The sequence below is a fragment of the Bacteroides sp. MSB163 genome, assembly GCF_036416795.1.
GTDB classification, from domain to species: Bacteria; Bacteroidota; Bacteroidia; order Bacteroidales; family Bacteroidaceae; genus Bacteroides; species Bacteroides maternus.
Genome location: NZ_CP143867.1, coordinates 750,354 through 766,175, shown reverse-complemented (window position 1 = coordinate 766,175; position 15,822 = coordinate 750,354). Strand labels below are relative to the sequence as shown.

Here is a 15,822-nt window from a genome sequence, read left to right as displayed (position 1 = left end):
AGATGGATAGACGGAATTTCTTACGGATGGGTAGTCTGGCGGTATTAGGTTCGCTGGCTGCACCGTCGCTTGCCTTGCCTGATACGGTACGGGGAGCTTTGGGAGGAACGGATAACAAATCTGCTGTAGCTGCGGCTATGAAGCATTTCGGTGTAACGGAGGCAGACCTGAAGAAGGTGCTGACTGCGGCGCTTGAAAAAGGTGGAGATTATGCGGACCTTTATTTTGAACACTCATTTAATAACGCTGTAGCCCTGATGGACGGTAAAGTGAACAATTGCAGTTCAAATATTGACTTCGGTATGGGGGTGCGTGTATTAGCCGGTGACCAAAGCGGTTATGCTTATGTGGAAGGTGTGACGTTGGAAGAAATGTTGCGTGCCGCACGTACGGCTGCCCGTATTGCTTCTTCCGGTAAGGCTGGAAAGCCTGTCGCATTTAAGGAGAAGACGATTGAAAGAGACCGTTACTCTGTAGTTACTCCCTGGGAAGAAGTGAGCCTGAAAGAGAAGATGCCTTATCTGCAAAAACTGAATGATAAAGTCTTTGCGCTGGATAATCGTGTACGTAAGGTGCAGGCTTCTTTGAGCGACAACACAACACATGTGCTGTTCTGTAATTCAGAAGGTGTGACTTACTATGATTACCGTCCGATGGTATCCTATATGGCTTTCTGTATTATGGAAGAGAACGGACGTATGGAAAATAACTATGCCACTCGTTCCTATCGTAAAGGATTTGAGTTTATGACGGATGATATTATCGAAGTGATAGCTCGCGAAGTTGTAGACAATACAGCAATCATGTTTAAAGCCATTAAGCCTAAAGGTGGTGAACTCCCTGTGGTGATGGCATCCGGCGGTTCGGGTATCTTGTTGCACGAAGCTATCGGACATGCGTTTGAAGCTGATTTCAACCGTAAGAATGTTTCTATCTTTGCCGATCAGTTGAACAAGAAAGTATGTAATGAACATATCAGTGTGGTAGATGACGGTACGATTCCTTTCAATCGTGGTTCTGTAAACTTCGATGATGAAGGTATAGAAGGACAGAAGACTTATATCGTGAAGGATGGCATATTGACCAGTTACCTGCACGACCGTATCAGTTCTAAACACTACGGTGTGGCTCCTACCGGAAACGGACGCCGCGATACTTTCCGTAATGTGCCTATTCCTCGTATGCGTGCCACGTATATGGAAGCCGGAGATATGAAGGAAGAAGATATCATCTCTACTGTAAAGAACGGTATCTATGCACAACAATTCACCAACGGACAGGTGCAGATTGGTGCAGGTGACTTTACGTTCTTCGTAAAATTCGGTTATATGATTGAAGACGGTAAGCTGACACAGCCTATCAAAGATATTAACATTATCGGTAACGGACCCAAAGCATTGGCAGACATCACGATGGTGGCAAGCAATGACCAGATCGATAATGGTACGTGGACATGCGGCAAGGACGGACAGTCTTGTCCGGTGACCTGCGGTATGCCTTCGGCTTTAGTAAGTAAATTAACTGTAGGAGGAGAAAACTGATGATAACAGATAATAATAAAAAACTGGCTCAATGGGCGATGGATTTCGCTCTGAAGAATGGTTGTCAGGCAGCCAAAGTTGTATTGTATGCCAATTCAAACACTTCTTTCGAATTGCGTGATGCTAAGATGGATCGTCTGCAACAGGCTTCTGAAAGTGGAATGGGAATCAACGTGTATGTAGACGGACGTTACGGTAATTATTCTACCAACCGTCTGGATAAGAAAGAACTTGAAACATTTATCAAGAATGGTATCGAGTCCACCCGTTATCTGGCTCCGGATGAGTTCCGTGTATTGGCAGATCCCGCCCGCTATTATACAGGTGGGAGACCCGATTTGCAGATGTTCGATGATAAGATCTTCGGTATCAATCCGGATGATAAAGTAGCTTTGGCCCGTGCTGCCGCTGGAGAAGTTATGGGTAAGAATGACCGTATCATCTCAGTAGAGACCTCATACAGTGATGGTGAGAATGCTTCTTACCGTCTGATGAGTAATGGTTTTGAGGGTGAGTCCAAATCAACCTGGTATTCAGTTTCTGCCAGTGTAGCCATCAAAGGTGAGGGTGAAGCCCGTCCGTCTGATTATTGGTATGGAAGCTCCCTATTCTATGATAAATTGCCTAAAACGGATATTGGCTCAGTGGCACTGGAACGTGTATTGCGTAAATTGGGACAGAAGAAAGCTAAGTCTGGTAAATACACAATGGTGGTTGATCCGATAAATTCGGGACGTATGCTAAGCCCGGTATTGAGTGCTCTTTATGGTTCCTCTTTGCAGCAAAAGAACTCTTTCCTTATTGATAAACTGGATCAGAAAGTATTCTCTGATAAGCTGACCGTAATAGATGATCCGCACGTGATAGGTGCCAATGGTTCACGTTATTTTGACAACGAAGGTGTGGCAACGGAACATCGTCCGATCTTTGAGAATGGTGTGTTGAAGACTTACTTCTTTGATACTTATAATGCCAAGAAGATGGGGGTAGCTCCTACTATTAGCGGTCCGTCGCGTCTGGTACTTACTCCGGGTGATAAAGATCTTAATGGTTTAATTGCTGATGTAGCGAATGGTATCCTTGTTACCGGTTTGAATGGTGGTAACAGCAATAGCAACACAGGTGACTTCTCTTACGGTATCGAAGGATTCCTTATTGAGAATGGTAAGTTGACGCAGCCTGTCAATGAAATGAATGTTACCGGAAACTTCCTGACGTTGTGGAACTCGTTGGCGGCTATCGGTAATGATGCTCGTACGGATCGTAGCTGGCTGGTTCCTTCATTAGTGTTTGAAGGAGTTGACTTCAGTGGACTTTAAGAGATTCTAAATAAAAGGAATCCCGCTTTTCTATGATGTTTATCACGGAAGAGCGGGATTGATTAATAATAATATATAGGTATGAAAGCAATTGACTGGATAAATTATCTGAATATGAGTCGCCATCCTGAAGGTGGATACTACAAAGAAATATTTTGTTCCGAGAAACTGATTGATAACGATAAATCAGCCATGACTTCCATTTATTACCTGTTGGAAAATGAGGATAAATCAGCTTTTCACAGACTGACTTCTCCCGAGGTGTGGTACTACCATGCGGGATACCCCCTGATGCTACATGTGATCCATCCCGATGGTAGATTAGTTACTCACTTGATGACTGCTGACTTTTCGGGTGAACAGCAGGTTGCCATTGAATCCGGATGTTGGTTTGCTGCTGAATTGCCTTCGCATTTCGGATATGCATTGGTCAGTTGCGCCGTTGCTCCCGGTTTTACCTTCGATGATTTTGAGTTGGGTACGTTCGATCGTTTATCAAAACTTTATCCGGATCATGAAGATTTGCTAAAACGGTTGTGTCAATAAAGAATTTATGGAAGAAAGTATCATGCTTCTTTGATAATATCCAGTACCTTTATTGCAGCCGGAAAACCGATATAAGGCATACATTGTATGACAGCGGCAGTCAGCGTTTCCTTACTGTTCCCTACTTTCAGATTGGCTCGAAGATGTGATTGAAGTTGGGGTTCTGCACCAATTACAGTCAGTACGCAGAATGTCAATAATTCACGCGTTTGGGTATTCAGTCCGCTCCGGGTTTGGAAATCTCCGAAATGAACTTCCGTCAGGAAACGTGCTACGTCGGTTCCCATGCCGCCCGGAATGTCTTTCAGGAAGTCCTTCATAGCCTCTCTGTAAAGCGGCTTTTGAATAGCAAGGCCTTTTTCAAAACGATTTTCTTCTGTCACTGTTTCCTGTTTTTCCAAAGGTAACTTGATACCTCTTTCCGTGAATGTGGAGTTTATTGTGCCCAAGGCATTCAATACTTTGGGGAAACCGATAATGGGAGCGCACTGATAGATAGCCTCGCGCAGTTCTATAGGAGTTACCCCTATGTTTAGTGCAGCTCCGGCATGACTCTTAAGCTGTGGCAGTTGCTGCATGGCGGCTAATGATACGCAAGTAATCATCTCACGGGTTTTCATATCCAGATCACCTGTGCGGAACACTTCTCCAAAGATATATTTCTGAAGTATATCCATCATTTCCGGATCTGTTCCTTCTCCGGTCAAGGCTTCTCCACCGAATAGTTGGGTGTAGTTCTTGTTACATAATTCAATTCTATTCTCATCCTTTCCATTCTTACTGCTTCTGTCTTTTACAGCTTCCGCGTATTCTTCATCATTCACCACCTCAAGCCAGGTGTTCTGATTCGTTTGCGGATTGCACGCTATGGCAAGGTGTGAGAACCAACGGTCGGGTGCGGCACCATGCCAATGTTCTACGTTGGGAGCGATTTCTACCACATCGCCGGGTAACAGGCGGCGTGCAGCCTTTCCGCGTTCCTGATAATAGCCTACACCACCTACGGCAATCAGTAGTTGTCCGTCTGTGTGGCTGTGCCAGTTATTGCGACAACCGGGCTCAAACGTAACATTGGACATCGGTACATTTAATTCTTTACTGGTAGTCAAAGGTGCCAGCCAGGATTTACCTGTGAAATACTGTGCGTAACCAGTATTCTCTTCCCCTACCGGGAATTCACTGATTCTTGGAACTTCTGTTTTCATATCTTGTGCGTTTATATTGCCTGTACCGATTAAAACAACCGCCATGGCAATGATTATTTTTTTCAGATTCATAATGTTTTGTTTTTATGGTAATAGATTCTATTGCTTCGGTTGTTCTGTATCCGGTTCTTTAAAGCCGTTGCAAAAATTGCTGCATGCCGTTATTGTAAGGACAAACAATAACATTACCGGAAATAATGATCGCTTTTTCATATTACTTCTTTATTAAATCAAAATTTATTGGATTCTGTATGCTCCATTTACAATGCAAAATTACCGAAGATATTCCGTAAACGTTGTATACAGATTACAGATAAAAGTAACTAAATTACTGTTTTTATCGGTTGCGGGATTAGTTCATAACGGTATAGAAAAGAATAAAAGTGATTAGTGTTTGGTGATAAGTGATTAGCGCCATTCGGTATATTATTATTTAGACGCGGATGACACGGATAACGCGGATTTAAAAGGCTGCGCTATAAACGTGGATAAAAAAAAGATCCGCGTCATCCGTGTCATCCGCGTCTAAAAGATTATTTATCATTTAGCTCATAATCGAAAAGAAATGAATTAGTATTGCCAATGCGCTTAGATAGTTGTCTGACTGTCAATAGATCGCATTGGTAGGTTAGGGAAATGGAATTATCACGAAAGGAAATAACTATACGTTTATAAGCTAGAGTAAGATAACCCGTCAGTTTAGCATTAAACTCATGTATGCCTGTTCCGAAGCAAATATTTTTTCTGTTAATTGCCCGATGGTTAGTTGTTCATGTGCACCCGGAAGTCGTCTGTGGCTATACATACATTTTCCTTTATTCAGATAATAATAACCGTTATTGGCTGAAAGTTCATTATCAATGAGGTCAATGTTCATTTCCTCTTCAGGATGTGCGGCAGCATAAAGTTGCAGTACAGGTTTGGCTTGAATGATACGTATCATGCCCAGATCGAAAGCAGATTGATCTTTAACAGGGGGCATGATGATGTCGAGGCTTTTAGTCTGCATGTCTTGGCAAATGTGGGTGAGTAGCAAACGTTCTGCTTCGGGAGTATCTGCAAACAATTCATTTATAAACAGTTTAGAGGCTTCTTTATCGGGATATACAATGGCAAGAGCGGCGATTCCAAATTCATCCGAAAGAGTGAAAATACATCCGTGACTTAGGTTGAGGTCGGCCAGTATGACGTGGAAGTCCGCTTTTGTATGTTGCAGACAGCAAGGGCGTTCCTGCATTTTACGATTCATATATTGGTAGACATCTTCATCATAGTCTGTGTAAGCCTGAAAACACCAGCCTGTTTCGGCAGATGAAGTGAGAGAAGAAGTATCCGTTTCACTGGTTGGTAAATGAAATGTGCGTTTACCGTAACGGAAGGCAGTTGCGTAACCTACACGTGCGTAATAGCCAAATAACCAAGGTTCGGCAGGAATAAGGGTGGTAAATGCGATATTATTACGATACATGCGTCCGAATGCCTGAGATAGCAATTCTCGCATAACGCCCCGGCTACGATAGTCAGGGTGAGTGCATGCGCCCGAAATATATGCAGTCGGTACGCTATTGCCATGACAAGTGATCGGATAAGGAAGCATCTGTAAGGCGGCAATGACTTCATCACCACTTTCAATGGTAACATTCGCTTCGCTGTTGTAACGAAGGTTAAAGTACATATCCACAAACTCGTCATTATCATTAAAACAGAGCTTCCATAGCTTCTTTACCTTTTCACGCATTATTTCTATCTCCTATTCAAATGCTTACTATCTTTATTAACTATTTATCACTTGCTATTAACTGCTTTAAAGAATCTTACCATTTCACCGGATCTACAGGGATATCTTTCAGGCAAGCCATATATTTTTCCAGAATAATCACCGGCTGGTAGGACAGTTTGGCTTTGCGTAATCCTTCGATACCCAAATCTTCTTCCCGGTTGATATAAGTATATTGTTCGGGAATATGATTGGCAAATTCATAATTTATCATGGTGTAGGCACCATCAATTGTGGTATCTGCTTTTTCTACATGCACGCCGAAAGTATCCTGGTTGATGGGCATACCAAAAGTGAAAGCTACAATTTTACCATCTACATGAAGAATACCTCCTGTCAGACCAAGGGCATCGAAGTTATGCAGCGCATAGATAAGGGCACGGCGTTCGTTACCCGTACCTTCGTGTTGGTCGCAGTTGTTCACTTTGCACCATTCGGCTTCCAGATCGAGACATTCCTGTATACGGTTGGAAGTGAGAGGAACATATTCATAATTGGTATAGGTCCGGCGGAACTTATTGAGGTGGTTACGTTTAGCTTGGAATTTCTTACCGGCCAATGTGGCAAGGTCGGTCCGAAGATATAGGTAGTCGGCATAATCCCTGTCCGCTTCGAAATGAAATTTGTCAGGCATAATAGCTTCCAAGTCCGCCCGCATGCCTGCACATACTCCGAGCATACAGAAGCGTTCACCTTCCAGGTTGGCATCTTCTATCATGTCTTCCAGTACTTTCTTTAAATCTCCACTTCCGACGGGCATCATATATACCAGTTTCTCTCCTGCCCAGAATTTCAGTATCAGGAAACCGTCCTGCACGGCAAACTGGGTGTCGTAAAGGAAACGCCAGCTACAGAGGTTAGAGAATGAAAGGTCACAGTTACGCCGGGGACTCTGCTGTGTATAGGATGTAATGAGTTCTTTGTCTTTAAGTTCAATGTCTTTAAATGATATCATATCGTCGTTTTCGTTAGTTTCAATATAAAGAATAACAAAGATACGGAGAAATTGTTATAGCAATCCTAATAATCGCAAAATTGTTGGTGTGAACAGGGCGGTGAAGATGCCATTCAGCGTAAGTCCGAGACTGGCGTAGGCCCCGTATTTACTGCTGATATCCATAGCTGTGGAAGTCCCCACAGCATGGGCGGCAGCTCCCAGGGATAATCCTTGGGCAATGGGGCTCTTAATACGCGTTAGTTTTAGGGTCTTTATTCCGATGATACTACCCAGCAAGCCGACGCAAACCACTACGGCAGCCGTTAGTGCCGGAATACCGCCTAATGTATCTGCCACCTCCATAGCAATGGGAGTAGTGACGGATTTGGGAGCCAATGAATAGATTATCTCTTGTGGTGCTCCCATCAGTTTGGCAATCACCACTACGGAAACTACTCCGATAATGCAACCCGCCAGTTGTGAAAGCAGGATAGGGACCAATTGCTTTCTTATGGCCTCCAACTGTAAATATAGAGGTACTCCAAGAGCTACTACTGCCGGTTTTAGCCAGAATTCAATGAGATATCCGCCTTTGTTATAGGTTTCGTAACTGATATGCGCCATTTTCAGAAAGATAATCAGGATGGCGATAGTCAGCAAAATGGGACTAAGCAATAAAATACCAGTTTTCTTTTGCAACAGTTTTGAAAAGAAAAACACGCCGAAGGTGACGGCCAACAAGAAGAATTCGTTGTCTAAGTAACTCATTTGATTTTACGCGCTAATTGATGAACCCACCCTGTAACGATTAAAACCAGCAGGGTACTAACTAAAGAAGCTATGACTATCGGCCAGAACTGGGCAGCGATAATGTCAAAATAAAGCATGAGGGCTACACCGGGAGGAACAAAGAAAAATCCCAAATTAGCAACCAGGAAGTCGGACAATCCCTGCACCCATTGCAGTTTTATCCAACCCAATTTCAGGAAAAGGGTGAGCAACAGCATACCTATGATGCTGGACGGAAGCTTGATATCCGTAAGAAAAACAATCAATTCACCCAAAGCCAGGCATCCGAAAAGGATGGCGCATTGACGAATCATATTACTATTACCTATTTATTATTATTAAACTCAACTTTCCTTGGCTGAAAGGAATTAAAGGAACTGTCACTTCGCTGAAACTCTCCTAATAACTAATCAGAAGCTGAATTGTTTACTGAAAACGCTGCAAAGTTAGGCATTTTGTGGTTTGGCTGTCACTGTTTTCCGTGATATTTATTTCCATTTGTTTTAGGGCAATGAAAAAAAAAGACGTGATATGGATATTATTAGAAATATTTGCCTATTTTTGCGATAGCGATTGTATATAAAGTTTCAAGAGAAATATTAATCTTTTAAACAGGAAGAACATGAAAAAGAGTTTATTTATTAGCGCTTTAGTAGCGTTTGTTATGATGTTTTGTGTAAATGTGAATGCACAGGAAAAAGCTACTGGTAAGGCCTATAAAGACCTGAAAAAGCAGGAAAAAGTATTGGATAAGGATTTGCAGAAGAAAGCTATCAAAGAAGCTCGCAAAGAAGCCAAGAAACTGGAAAAAGAAGGTTTTAAGACTCCGGTAGGAAAACTGCCTCTGGCCAAGCAATTGGAAACAGCTTGGGAAAAACAAGCGGAATTGGATACTGAAGGTAATCCGTATTGGTACATCGCTTCTTCCAGAGCGGTAGGTGGAAACCAGTCGGCTGCTGCTTTACAAGCTACCAATGCTGCGAAAATAGACCTGGCAGGCCAGATTCAGACCAAAGTATCTCAATTGATCGAAGCGAAAGTTGCTAATGACGACATGGGACAGGAGGAAGCTGCCAGCTTGTCAAGCGTAGTTGCTTCCAGCAAGAGTGTAATTTCTGCTACACTGGGGCGTACGATTCCTTTGGTAGAAGTATACAAAACTTTACCTAACAAGAATGTGGAAGTAATGGTTACCATTGGTTACAGCATGCAATCTGCTAACCAGGCTGCTGTTAAGGCTATCCGTAAAGAACTGGCTGCCAAGTCAGAAGAACTGGCAAAACAGTTGGATAAATTGGGCTATTAATTCCATTTTCTTAAAAAACAGATGGTGAATGAATAGGAACAACCTGATTGGGTGGATATTCCTTGTGATATGTACAATAGCTGCTCCGCTGCACGCCCAGAATTCCGTAAAGGTGAAGGGCGCGCAGGGGCGCTGGCAAGTGAGTGAGGAAATCACGCTGAAAGAAGCGGAAGAACGCGCCTTTATGGAAGCGAAGAAAGAAGCCTTGCGCAAAGCCGGTGTCATGGAGAATGTGTGGTCCGTATTCGGACAGATTTCCCAGGAGAGCGGTACGGAGTTTCACGAGGCATATTCACAGATGAACGTACTTGCGATTGGGGGAATGGTGAATGTTACCAACAAGAAAGTAGAGGAGGTGTGGGATACGAATACCCGTAGCCTGTATAAAGTGGTAACTATCGATGCCGTTGTGCAGAAAGAAGAAAAAGTGGATAAGTCGTATGCGCTGGAGGTGAAGGGCGTAGCGAATTTATATAAAGAAGGAGATGTGTTTACCTGTACGCTGAAAGTGCACGGCACGGACTCCTATCTGAAGTTTTTCTGGTTTGACAGTACCGGCGGTGCATTGCTCTACCCTAATACTTACGAGCCCAACACCTTGTTGCAGGCCGAAAAGGAGTATAGTATTCCTTTCAGCAATGCGGTGGACTATCGCATGGAAAAGCAAGGAAAAGAGAGTGAGAAGATCAACATGATGATGGTGGCTACCAAGGAAAACATTCCTTTTACGGACGAGGTGACTTATCAGAATGTGTTGAAATGGGTATACTCCATTCCTAATGACAAGCGTTGTGCCTTCTATGACATGATATTTATCAAGTAATACATGTTTTTATTTTAACTTCTCTAAATCTATTGTACAGATGAATAAGATGAAGTGTTTTTCTGCTGTTTTAGTTGCTTTCTTTTTGTCGGCGGCACACTTGTGTGCGCAAGACATTGAGAAAGAATTCGATGATTTCGCAAAGCAGCAACAACAAGAGTTTGAAGATTTCAAGAATAAGGCGGACGCGGAGTTTGAAACCTTCTTGCGGGAAACGTGGCAGAAGTATGAAGCATTTGCTGCGATTCCGGCTCCTGAACGTCCCGAACCACCCAAACCGGTAGAGTTTGACAAGACAAAGCCGCCGATGCCGCCGGTGAATATTAAACCTGCTGCTCCGAAAGTGCCGGATGCTCCTGTGCCCAGTATGGGGGAGAAGGTTCCGGTGGATGTGAAACGTCCTGACCTGCCTGCCATTGAGGATAAACCTGCTCCGGGCGTATATGTGCCGGGTAAGCCTTATACTCCTGTGCTGGTTGAAGTACCTCCTGTAAAACCGGGGAGTACGGTGTATCGCACTCCTGTAGAATTTTACGGTACTTCTTTTGAAGTTGCTCTGGAAGCTGCGGACGATCTTTCTCTGAAAGGTAACCGTGAGTCCGATGTGGCGGATGCCTGGAAAGCTATTTGTAAGAGGGATTACGAGCAGATGGTGAAGGATTGTATGACCATCAAGAAGGAGAAGAACCTGAGCGACTGGGCCTATCTGTTGTTTACGAAACAGATTGGAACACAACTATACGGTGCCGGGAATGCGAATAACATTGTTTTCTTGCAGATGTTCCTTCTGAATAAATCCGGGTATAAGGTACGCCTTGCCAAGATTGACGACCAGTTGAAGCTGATGGTTGCACCAGCCGGTACTATTTACGGTACACCTTATCTTACTATAAGCGGCAATAAGTACTATGTGTTTGAACCTACACCGGGAGGCTCGATGGGGATTTATACCTATCGTCAGGACTTTGCCAATGCTAAGAATCTGGTATGCCTGAATATAGAAGGTGTTCCCGCTTTTTCCATGAATGGGCATGAAAAGAGCTTGACTTCTTCTACAGGTGCTGTGAAAGTACAGACACAGGTGAATAAGAATCTGATAGACTTTTACTATGATTACCCGCAGTGTGATGTCGTGATTCACTACAAAACACCGATGAGTGAGGAGTTGCGTGCTTCCCTTTATCCGCAACTGAAAACCGCTATTGCAGGTAAATCGCAGAAAGAGGCTGCCAATATTCTGCTCAACTTTGTGCAGACTGCTTTTGAGTACATGACGGACGGGGAACAATTCGGCTTTGAAAAGCCAAACTTCCCGGATGAAACATTCTATTATCCTTATTGTGACTGTGAAGATCGCGCAATGCTTTACTCTACTTTGGTGAGAGACTTGCTTGGTCTGGACACTATCTTGTTGGATTATCCTAACCATATTGCTTCGGCTGTCCGCTTTACCGAGGACATTTCGGGAGACTATGTGGTGCTGGATGACGGCAGCAAATATCTGATTTGCGATCCCACCTATATAGGAGCACCCATCGGTGCCTGCATGGACCAGTACAAACAAGTGGCTCCAGAAATCATCCGTTAGTGTTAAATATTATAATAATTGTAGTTCGGGGCATAAAAATGCCCCGAATTGCAATGTAGATATTGCAAAATTGTGTACTTTTGCGGCGTGAATAACACGTCTACTGGATTTTTATACACAATTTATATATATGCAGAGATTAATTAATGAAATCGTTGAGCGTGCGAAAGCCGACCGCCAACGTATTGTTCTTCCTGAAGGGACGGAAGAACGCACCTTGAAAGCTGCCAATCAAATTTTGACAGACGGAGTTGCTGACTTGATTCTTCTGGGTAATCCGGATGAAATTAATGCTTGTGCAACGGAATGGGGACTTGGAAACATCAGCAAGGCTACAATTATTGATCCGGAGAATCATCCGAAGAAAGAGGAGTATGCGCAATTGCTGTGTGAACTTCGCAAGAAAAAAGGTATGACTATCGAAGAAGCTCGTAAGCTGGTAGTTAATCCGCTCTATCTGGGTTGTCTGATTATTAAGAATGGTGATGCTGACGGTCAGTTGGCAGGTGCACGCAACACCACAGGCGATGTACTTCGTCCGGCATTGCAAATCATTAAGACCACTCCGGGCATTACTTGTGTATCCGGTGCGATGTTGTTGTTGACACATGCTCCCGAATATGGAAAGAACGGTATTTTGGTAATGGGTGATGTAGCCGTGACTCCGGTGCCCGATGCAGGACAGTTGGCGCAGATTGCTGTTTGTACAGCTCGCACGGCTAAGGCTGTAGTAGGTATGGAGCCGAAAGTGGCAATGCTCAGCTTCTCAACCAAAGGCTCTGCTAAACACGAAGTTGTGGATAAGGTTATTGAGGCTGTAAGGATTGCACATGAAATGGATCCCGACTTGGCTCTTGACGGCGAATTGCAAGCTGATGCCGCATTGGTTCCGGAAGTAGGTGCCAGCAAGGCTCCGGGTTCTGCAATTGCAGGAAATGCAAATGTACTGATTGTGCCGAGTCTTGAGGTTGGTAATATTTCCTATAAATTGGTACAGCGTTTAGGCCATGCAGATGCGGTAGGTCCCATCTTGCAGGGTATTGCCCGTCCGGTGAACGACCTGTCACGCGGTTGCTCCATCGAAGATGTTTATCGCATGATTGCAATTACTGCCAACCAGGCTATTGCAGCAAAGAATCAAAAATAACCATTAAATCTGAATATATAAAATGAAAGTCTTAGTATTGAACTGCGGTAGTTCGTCCATCAAATACAAGTTGTTTGATATGGATCATAAAGAAGTGATCGCACAGGGTGGTATCGAAAAAATAGGCCTTCAGGGGTCTTTCCTGAAGTTTACTTTACCTAACGGTGAAAAGAAAGTTCTGGAGAAAGATATTCCCGAACATACCGTAGGTGTGGAATTTATTCTGGATACACTGACCAGCCCTGAATTTGGCGCTATCAAATCTTTGAATGAAATCAACGCAGTAGGTCATCGTATGGTGCATGGTGGTGAGAAGTTCAGTGAATCTGTGTTGCTGACACAGGAAGTTCTGGATGCTTTCACGGCTTGCAATGACCTGGCTCCGCTTCATAATCCTGCTAATCTGAAAGGTGTAAACGCTATCTCTGCCATATTGCCGAATGTGCCGCAAATCGGTGTATTCGATACAGCGTTCCATCAAACTATGCCGGACTATGCATACCTCTATGCTATTCCTTACGAATTGTATAAGAAATATGGTGTACGTCGTTACGGTTTCCACGGAACTTCTCACCGTTATGTTTCACAACGCGTGTGTGAGTATCTGGGAGTGAGTCCGGAAGGAAAGAAGATTATCACTTGCCACATTGGCAACGGTGGCTCTATCACTGCCGTTAAAGATGGTAAAAGCATAGATACAAGCATGGGATTGACTCCGCTGGAAGGTCTGATGATGGGTACCCGTAGTGGTGACATTGATGCCGGTGCCGTGACTTTCATCATGGAAAAAGAGAATCTGACAGCTGCCGGTGTATCTGACTTGCTGAATAAGAAGAGCGGTGTAAAGGGTATCTTCGGTGTGTCCAGTGACATGCGCGAATTGGAGGCTGCCGTTGCTGCCGGTAACAATAAAATGGCCGACCTGACCGAAAAGATGTATTTCTACCGTATCAAAAAGTATATCGGCGCTTATGCTGCTGCTTTGGGTGGCGTAGACATCATCGTATTTACCGGTGGTGTAGGCGAAAACCAGGCTTCTTGCCGTTCCGGTGCATGCGAAGGTTTGGAATACATGGGCGTGAAGTTGGATCTGGAGAAGAACAAGGTACGTGGCGAAGAAGCTGTGATTTCTGCTGAAGATTCTAAGGTGAAAGTTGTGGTAATCCCGACTGATGAAGAGCTGATGATTGCTTCGGATACAATGGCTATCCTGAACAAGAAATAATCCTTTTTAGAGTAGATAGCATCGCAATTGCGATGTAACAATAATGCCGGAAGCAATGCGGATTGCCTTCCGGCTTTATTTTTTTAACAATATCTGCTCCGGTACTGAGTTAAATTCCTTATCTTTGTTTGTCATTTAAAAGAAAACGACATTTATTCAAACTACGTTAAATATACCAACTTATGAAACGATTCATGTATGTATTGCTCTTTGTCCTGTTGACAGGTGTGACGTATGCGCAACAGGCAAAGTATGTATTCTATTTCATTGGTGATGGAATGGGAGTAAACCAGGTAAACGGTACGGAAATGTACCTGGCTGAACAGGAGGGACGCATTGGCGTGACGCCGTTGCTGTTCACTCAGTTTCCGGCTGTAGGTGTTGCCACTACTTTCTCTGCCACTAATTCGGTTACGGACTCTTCCGCTGCCGGAACTGCATTGGCTACCGGAGTGAAGACGTATAACGGTGCCATCGGTATGGACGACCAGAAGAATGTGATTCAAACGGTTGCCGAAAAAGCTAAGAAAGCTGGGAAGAAAGTTGGTGTAACTACCAGTGTCAGTGTGGACCATGCTACTCCTGCCGCTTTCTATGCTCATCAGCCTAACCGTAACATGTATTACGAAATAGCCCTTGACTTACCGAAGGCTAACTTTGACTTCTATGCAGGTGGTGGTTTTCTGAAGCCTACTACTACCGCTGATAAGAAAGAAGCTCCGAGCATTTTCCCGATCATTGAGGAGGCCGGTTATACCATTGCGAAAGGTATTGATGACTTTAAGGTTAAATCCACCCAGGCTGATAAGATGATTCTTATTCAGAAAGACGGTGCTAATCCTTCTTGTCTGCCTTATTCCATTGACCGTAAAGACGGCGATATGACCCTCGCTGAAATCACAGAAAGCGCTGTTTCTTTCTTGACCAAAGGCAAGAACAAGGGCTTCTTCCTGATGGTGGAGGGTGGAAAGATCGACTGGGCTTGCCATAGCAACGACCCTGCCACAGTTTTCGAGGAAGTGATTGATATGGACAATGCCATTAAAGTGGCTTATGAGTTTTATAAAAAACATCCGAAAGAAACTCTGATTGTAGTAACTGCCGACCATGAAACCGGTGGCTTGGGACTGGGTACAGGCAAGTATGAATTACATTTGAAGGCTCTGAAGAACCAGAAACAATCTCAGGATTTACTTTCTACTGCTATCACGGATTTGCGCAAAGCCAAAGGTCATAATGTAACTTGGGAAGATGCCAAGGCTCTGTTGGTAGAAAAGATGAGCTTCTGGAAAGAATTGCCTTTGACTTGGGAACAGGAGAAGATGTTGCGTGATGAATTTGAGCAATCCTTCGTAAAGAATAAGGTTGTGTTCGAAGAAACTCTTTATTCGAAAACTGAACCGCTGGCTGCTACCGCAAAAAAAGTGATGAGCCAGGTTGCCATGATAGGCTGGACAAGTGGCAGTCACACAGCAGAGTATGTGCCGGTATATGCAGTAGGTGCAGGTTCTAAGGAATTTGCCGGTAAGTATGATAATACGGAAATCCCGAAACGTATAGCAAAAGTTGCGGGATATAAGTAAGTTACGAGTTACGAGTTACAAGCTACGAGCTACAAG

General features: G+C 43.9%; 14 protein-coding genes. 9 read left to right on the top strand and 5 right to left on the bottom strand.

Features of this window, described 5'->3' with window-relative positions:
- The first annotated feature begins 2 nt into the window (after window positions 1–2).
- The 3 genes from VYM24_RS02715 to VYM24_RS02705 all read left to right on the top strand — a co-directional run bounded on the left by VYM24_RS02715 (window position 3) and on the right by VYM24_RS02705 (window position 3,406).
- A complete protein-coding gene (locus VYM24_RS02715) occupies window positions 3–1,541 on the top strand; it encodes a TldD/PmbA family protein (protein WP_007217029.1) in 1,539 nt (512 codons plus the stop codon).
- A complete protein-coding gene (locus tag VYM24_RS02710) occupies window positions 1,541–2,860 on the top strand; it encodes a TldD/PmbA family protein (protein WP_330941378.1) in 1,320 nt (439 codons plus the stop codon). The genes VYM24_RS02715 and VYM24_RS02710 overlap by 1 nt, the downstream gene beginning before the upstream one ends.
- An 81-nt stretch (window positions 2,861–2,941) precedes the next feature.
- The gene (locus VYM24_RS02705; protein ID WP_330941377.1) at window positions 2,942–3,406 is read left to right on the top strand and encodes a cupin domain-containing protein; all 465 of its coding nucleotides are present in this window, start codon (window positions 2,942–2,944) and stop codon (window positions 3,404–3,406) included.
- Window positions 3,407–3,426: 20 nt separating this feature from the next.
- On the opposite strand, the gene VYM24_RS02700 is transcribed toward VYM24_RS02705, so the two are convergent.
- The 5 genes from VYM24_RS02700 to VYM24_RS02680 all read right to left on the bottom strand — a co-directional run bounded on the left by VYM24_RS02700 (window position 3,427) and on the right by VYM24_RS02680 (window position 8,428).
- Window positions 3,427–4,683, bottom strand: coding sequence for a cupin domain-containing carboxymuconolactone decarboxylase family protein (locus VYM24_RS02700; RefSeq protein ID WP_330941376.1), 1,257 nt, complete (start codon window positions 4,681–4,683; stop codon window positions 3,427–3,429).
- Between the two features lie 622 nt (window positions 4,684–5,305).
- Window positions 5,306–6,349, bottom strand: coding sequence for a GNAT family N-acetyltransferase (locus VYM24_RS02695; protein ID WP_330941375.1), 1,044 nt, complete (start codon window positions 6,347–6,349; stop codon window positions 5,306–5,308).
- Between the two features lie 76 nt (window positions 6,350–6,425).
- Complete coding sequence (locus tag VYM24_RS02690; RefSeq protein WP_291550302.1) at window positions 6,426–7,343, bottom strand: DUF2156 domain-containing protein; 918 nt, start codon at window positions 7,341–7,343, stop codon at window positions 6,426–6,428.
- 54 nt (window positions 7,344–7,397) lie between these two features.
- A complete protein-coding gene (locus tag VYM24_RS02685; protein WP_291550300.1) occupies window positions 7,398–8,093 on the bottom strand; it encodes an LrgB family protein in 696 nt (231 codons plus the stop codon).
- The gene (locus VYM24_RS02680; protein ID WP_291550299.1) at window positions 8,090–8,428 is read right to left on the bottom strand and encodes a CidA/LrgA family protein; all 339 of its coding nucleotides are present in this window, start codon (window positions 8,426–8,428) and stop codon (window positions 8,090–8,092) included. Before VYM24_RS02680 ends, VYM24_RS02685 begins: the two co-directional genes overlap by 4 nt.
- Before the next feature lie 308 nt (window positions 8,429–8,736).
- On the opposite strand from VYM24_RS02680, the gene VYM24_RS02675 reads away from it, so the two are divergent.
- From VYM24_RS02675 to VYM24_RS02650, 6 genes are all read left to right on the top strand, one after another.
- Window positions 8,737–9,420 (top strand): hypothetical protein, encoded by a 684-nt coding sequence (locus tag VYM24_RS02675; protein WP_291550297.1) that lies wholly within the window; start codon window positions 8,737–8,739, stop codon window positions 9,418–9,420.
- Between the two features lie 28 nt (window positions 9,421–9,448).
- The gene (locus VYM24_RS02670; RefSeq protein ID WP_330941374.1) at window positions 9,449–10,243 is read left to right on the top strand and encodes a DUF4384 domain-containing protein; all 795 of its coding nucleotides are present in this window, start codon (window positions 9,449–9,451) and stop codon (window positions 10,241–10,243) included.
- A 40-nt stretch (window positions 10,244–10,283) separates the two neighbouring features.
- Window positions 10,284–11,831, top strand: coding sequence for a hypothetical protein (locus tag VYM24_RS02665; protein WP_299095366.1), 1,548 nt, complete (start codon window positions 10,284–10,286; stop codon window positions 11,829–11,831).
- Between the two features lie 130 nt (window positions 11,832–11,961).
- Window positions 11,962–12,978, top strand: coding sequence for a phosphate acetyltransferase (gene pta, locus VYM24_RS02660; RefSeq protein ID WP_291550291.1), 1,017 nt, complete (start codon window positions 11,962–11,964; stop codon window positions 12,976–12,978).
- A 22-nt stretch (window positions 12,979–13,000) separates the two neighbouring features.
- A complete protein-coding gene (locus VYM24_RS02655) occupies window positions 13,001–14,203 on the top strand; it encodes an acetate kinase (RefSeq protein WP_330941373.1) in 1,203 nt (400 codons plus the stop codon).
- Between the two features lie 182 nt (window positions 14,204–14,385).
- Window positions 14,386–15,786, top strand: a complete 1,401-nt coding sequence (locus VYM24_RS02650) for an alkaline phosphatase (RefSeq protein ID WP_330941372.1) — start codon at window positions 14,386–14,388, stop codon at window positions 15,784–15,786.
- The last annotated feature ends 36 nt before the right edge of the window (window positions 15,787–15,822 follow it).

Coding starts and splice junctions, on each gene's coding strand:
- VYM24_RS02715 (WP_007217029.1), top strand. CDS start 3: ATGGATAGACGGAATTTCTTACGGATGGGTAGTCTGGCGGTATTAGGT.
- VYM24_RS02710 (WP_330941378.1), top strand. CDS start 1,541: ATGATAACAGATAATAATAAAAAACTGGCTCAATGGGCGATGGATTTC.
- VYM24_RS02705 (WP_330941377.1), top strand. CDS start 2,942: ATGAAAGCAATTGACTGGATAAATTATCTGAATATGAGTCGCCATCCT.
- VYM24_RS02700 (WP_330941376.1), bottom strand. CDS start 4,683: ATGAATCTGAAAAAAATAATCATTGCCATGGCGGTTGTTTTAATCGGT.
- VYM24_RS02695 (WP_330941375.1), bottom strand. CDS start 6,349: ATGCGTGAAAAGGTAAAGAAGCTATGGAAGCTCTGTTTTAATGATAAT.
- VYM24_RS02690 (WP_291550302.1), bottom strand. CDS start 7,343: ATGATATCATTTAAAGACATTGAACTTAAAGACAAAGAACTCATTACA.
- VYM24_RS02685 (WP_291550300.1), bottom strand. CDS start 8,093: ATGAGTTACTTAGACAACGAATTCTTCTTGTTGGCCGTCACCTTCGGC.
- VYM24_RS02680 (WP_291550299.1), bottom strand. CDS start 8,428: ATGATTCGTCAATGCGCCATCCTTTTCGGATGCCTGGCTTTGGGTGAA.
- VYM24_RS02675 (WP_291550297.1), top strand. CDS start 8,737: ATGAAAAAGAGTTTATTTATTAGCGCTTTAGTAGCGTTTGTTATGATG.
- VYM24_RS02670 (WP_330941374.1), top strand. CDS start 9,449: ATGAATAGGAACAACCTGATTGGGTGGATATTCCTTGTGATATGTACA.
- VYM24_RS02665 (WP_299095366.1), top strand. CDS start 10,284: ATGAATAAGATGAAGTGTTTTTCTGCTGTTTTAGTTGCTTTCTTTTTG.
- pta (WP_291550291.1), top strand. CDS start 11,962: ATGCAGAGATTAATTAATGAAATCGTTGAGCGTGCGAAAGCCGACCGC.
- VYM24_RS02655 (WP_330941373.1), top strand. CDS start 13,001: ATGAAAGTCTTAGTATTGAACTGCGGTAGTTCGTCCATCAAATACAAG.
- VYM24_RS02650 (WP_330941372.1), top strand. CDS start 14,386: ATGAAACGATTCATGTATGTATTGCTCTTTGTCCTGTTGACAGGTGTG.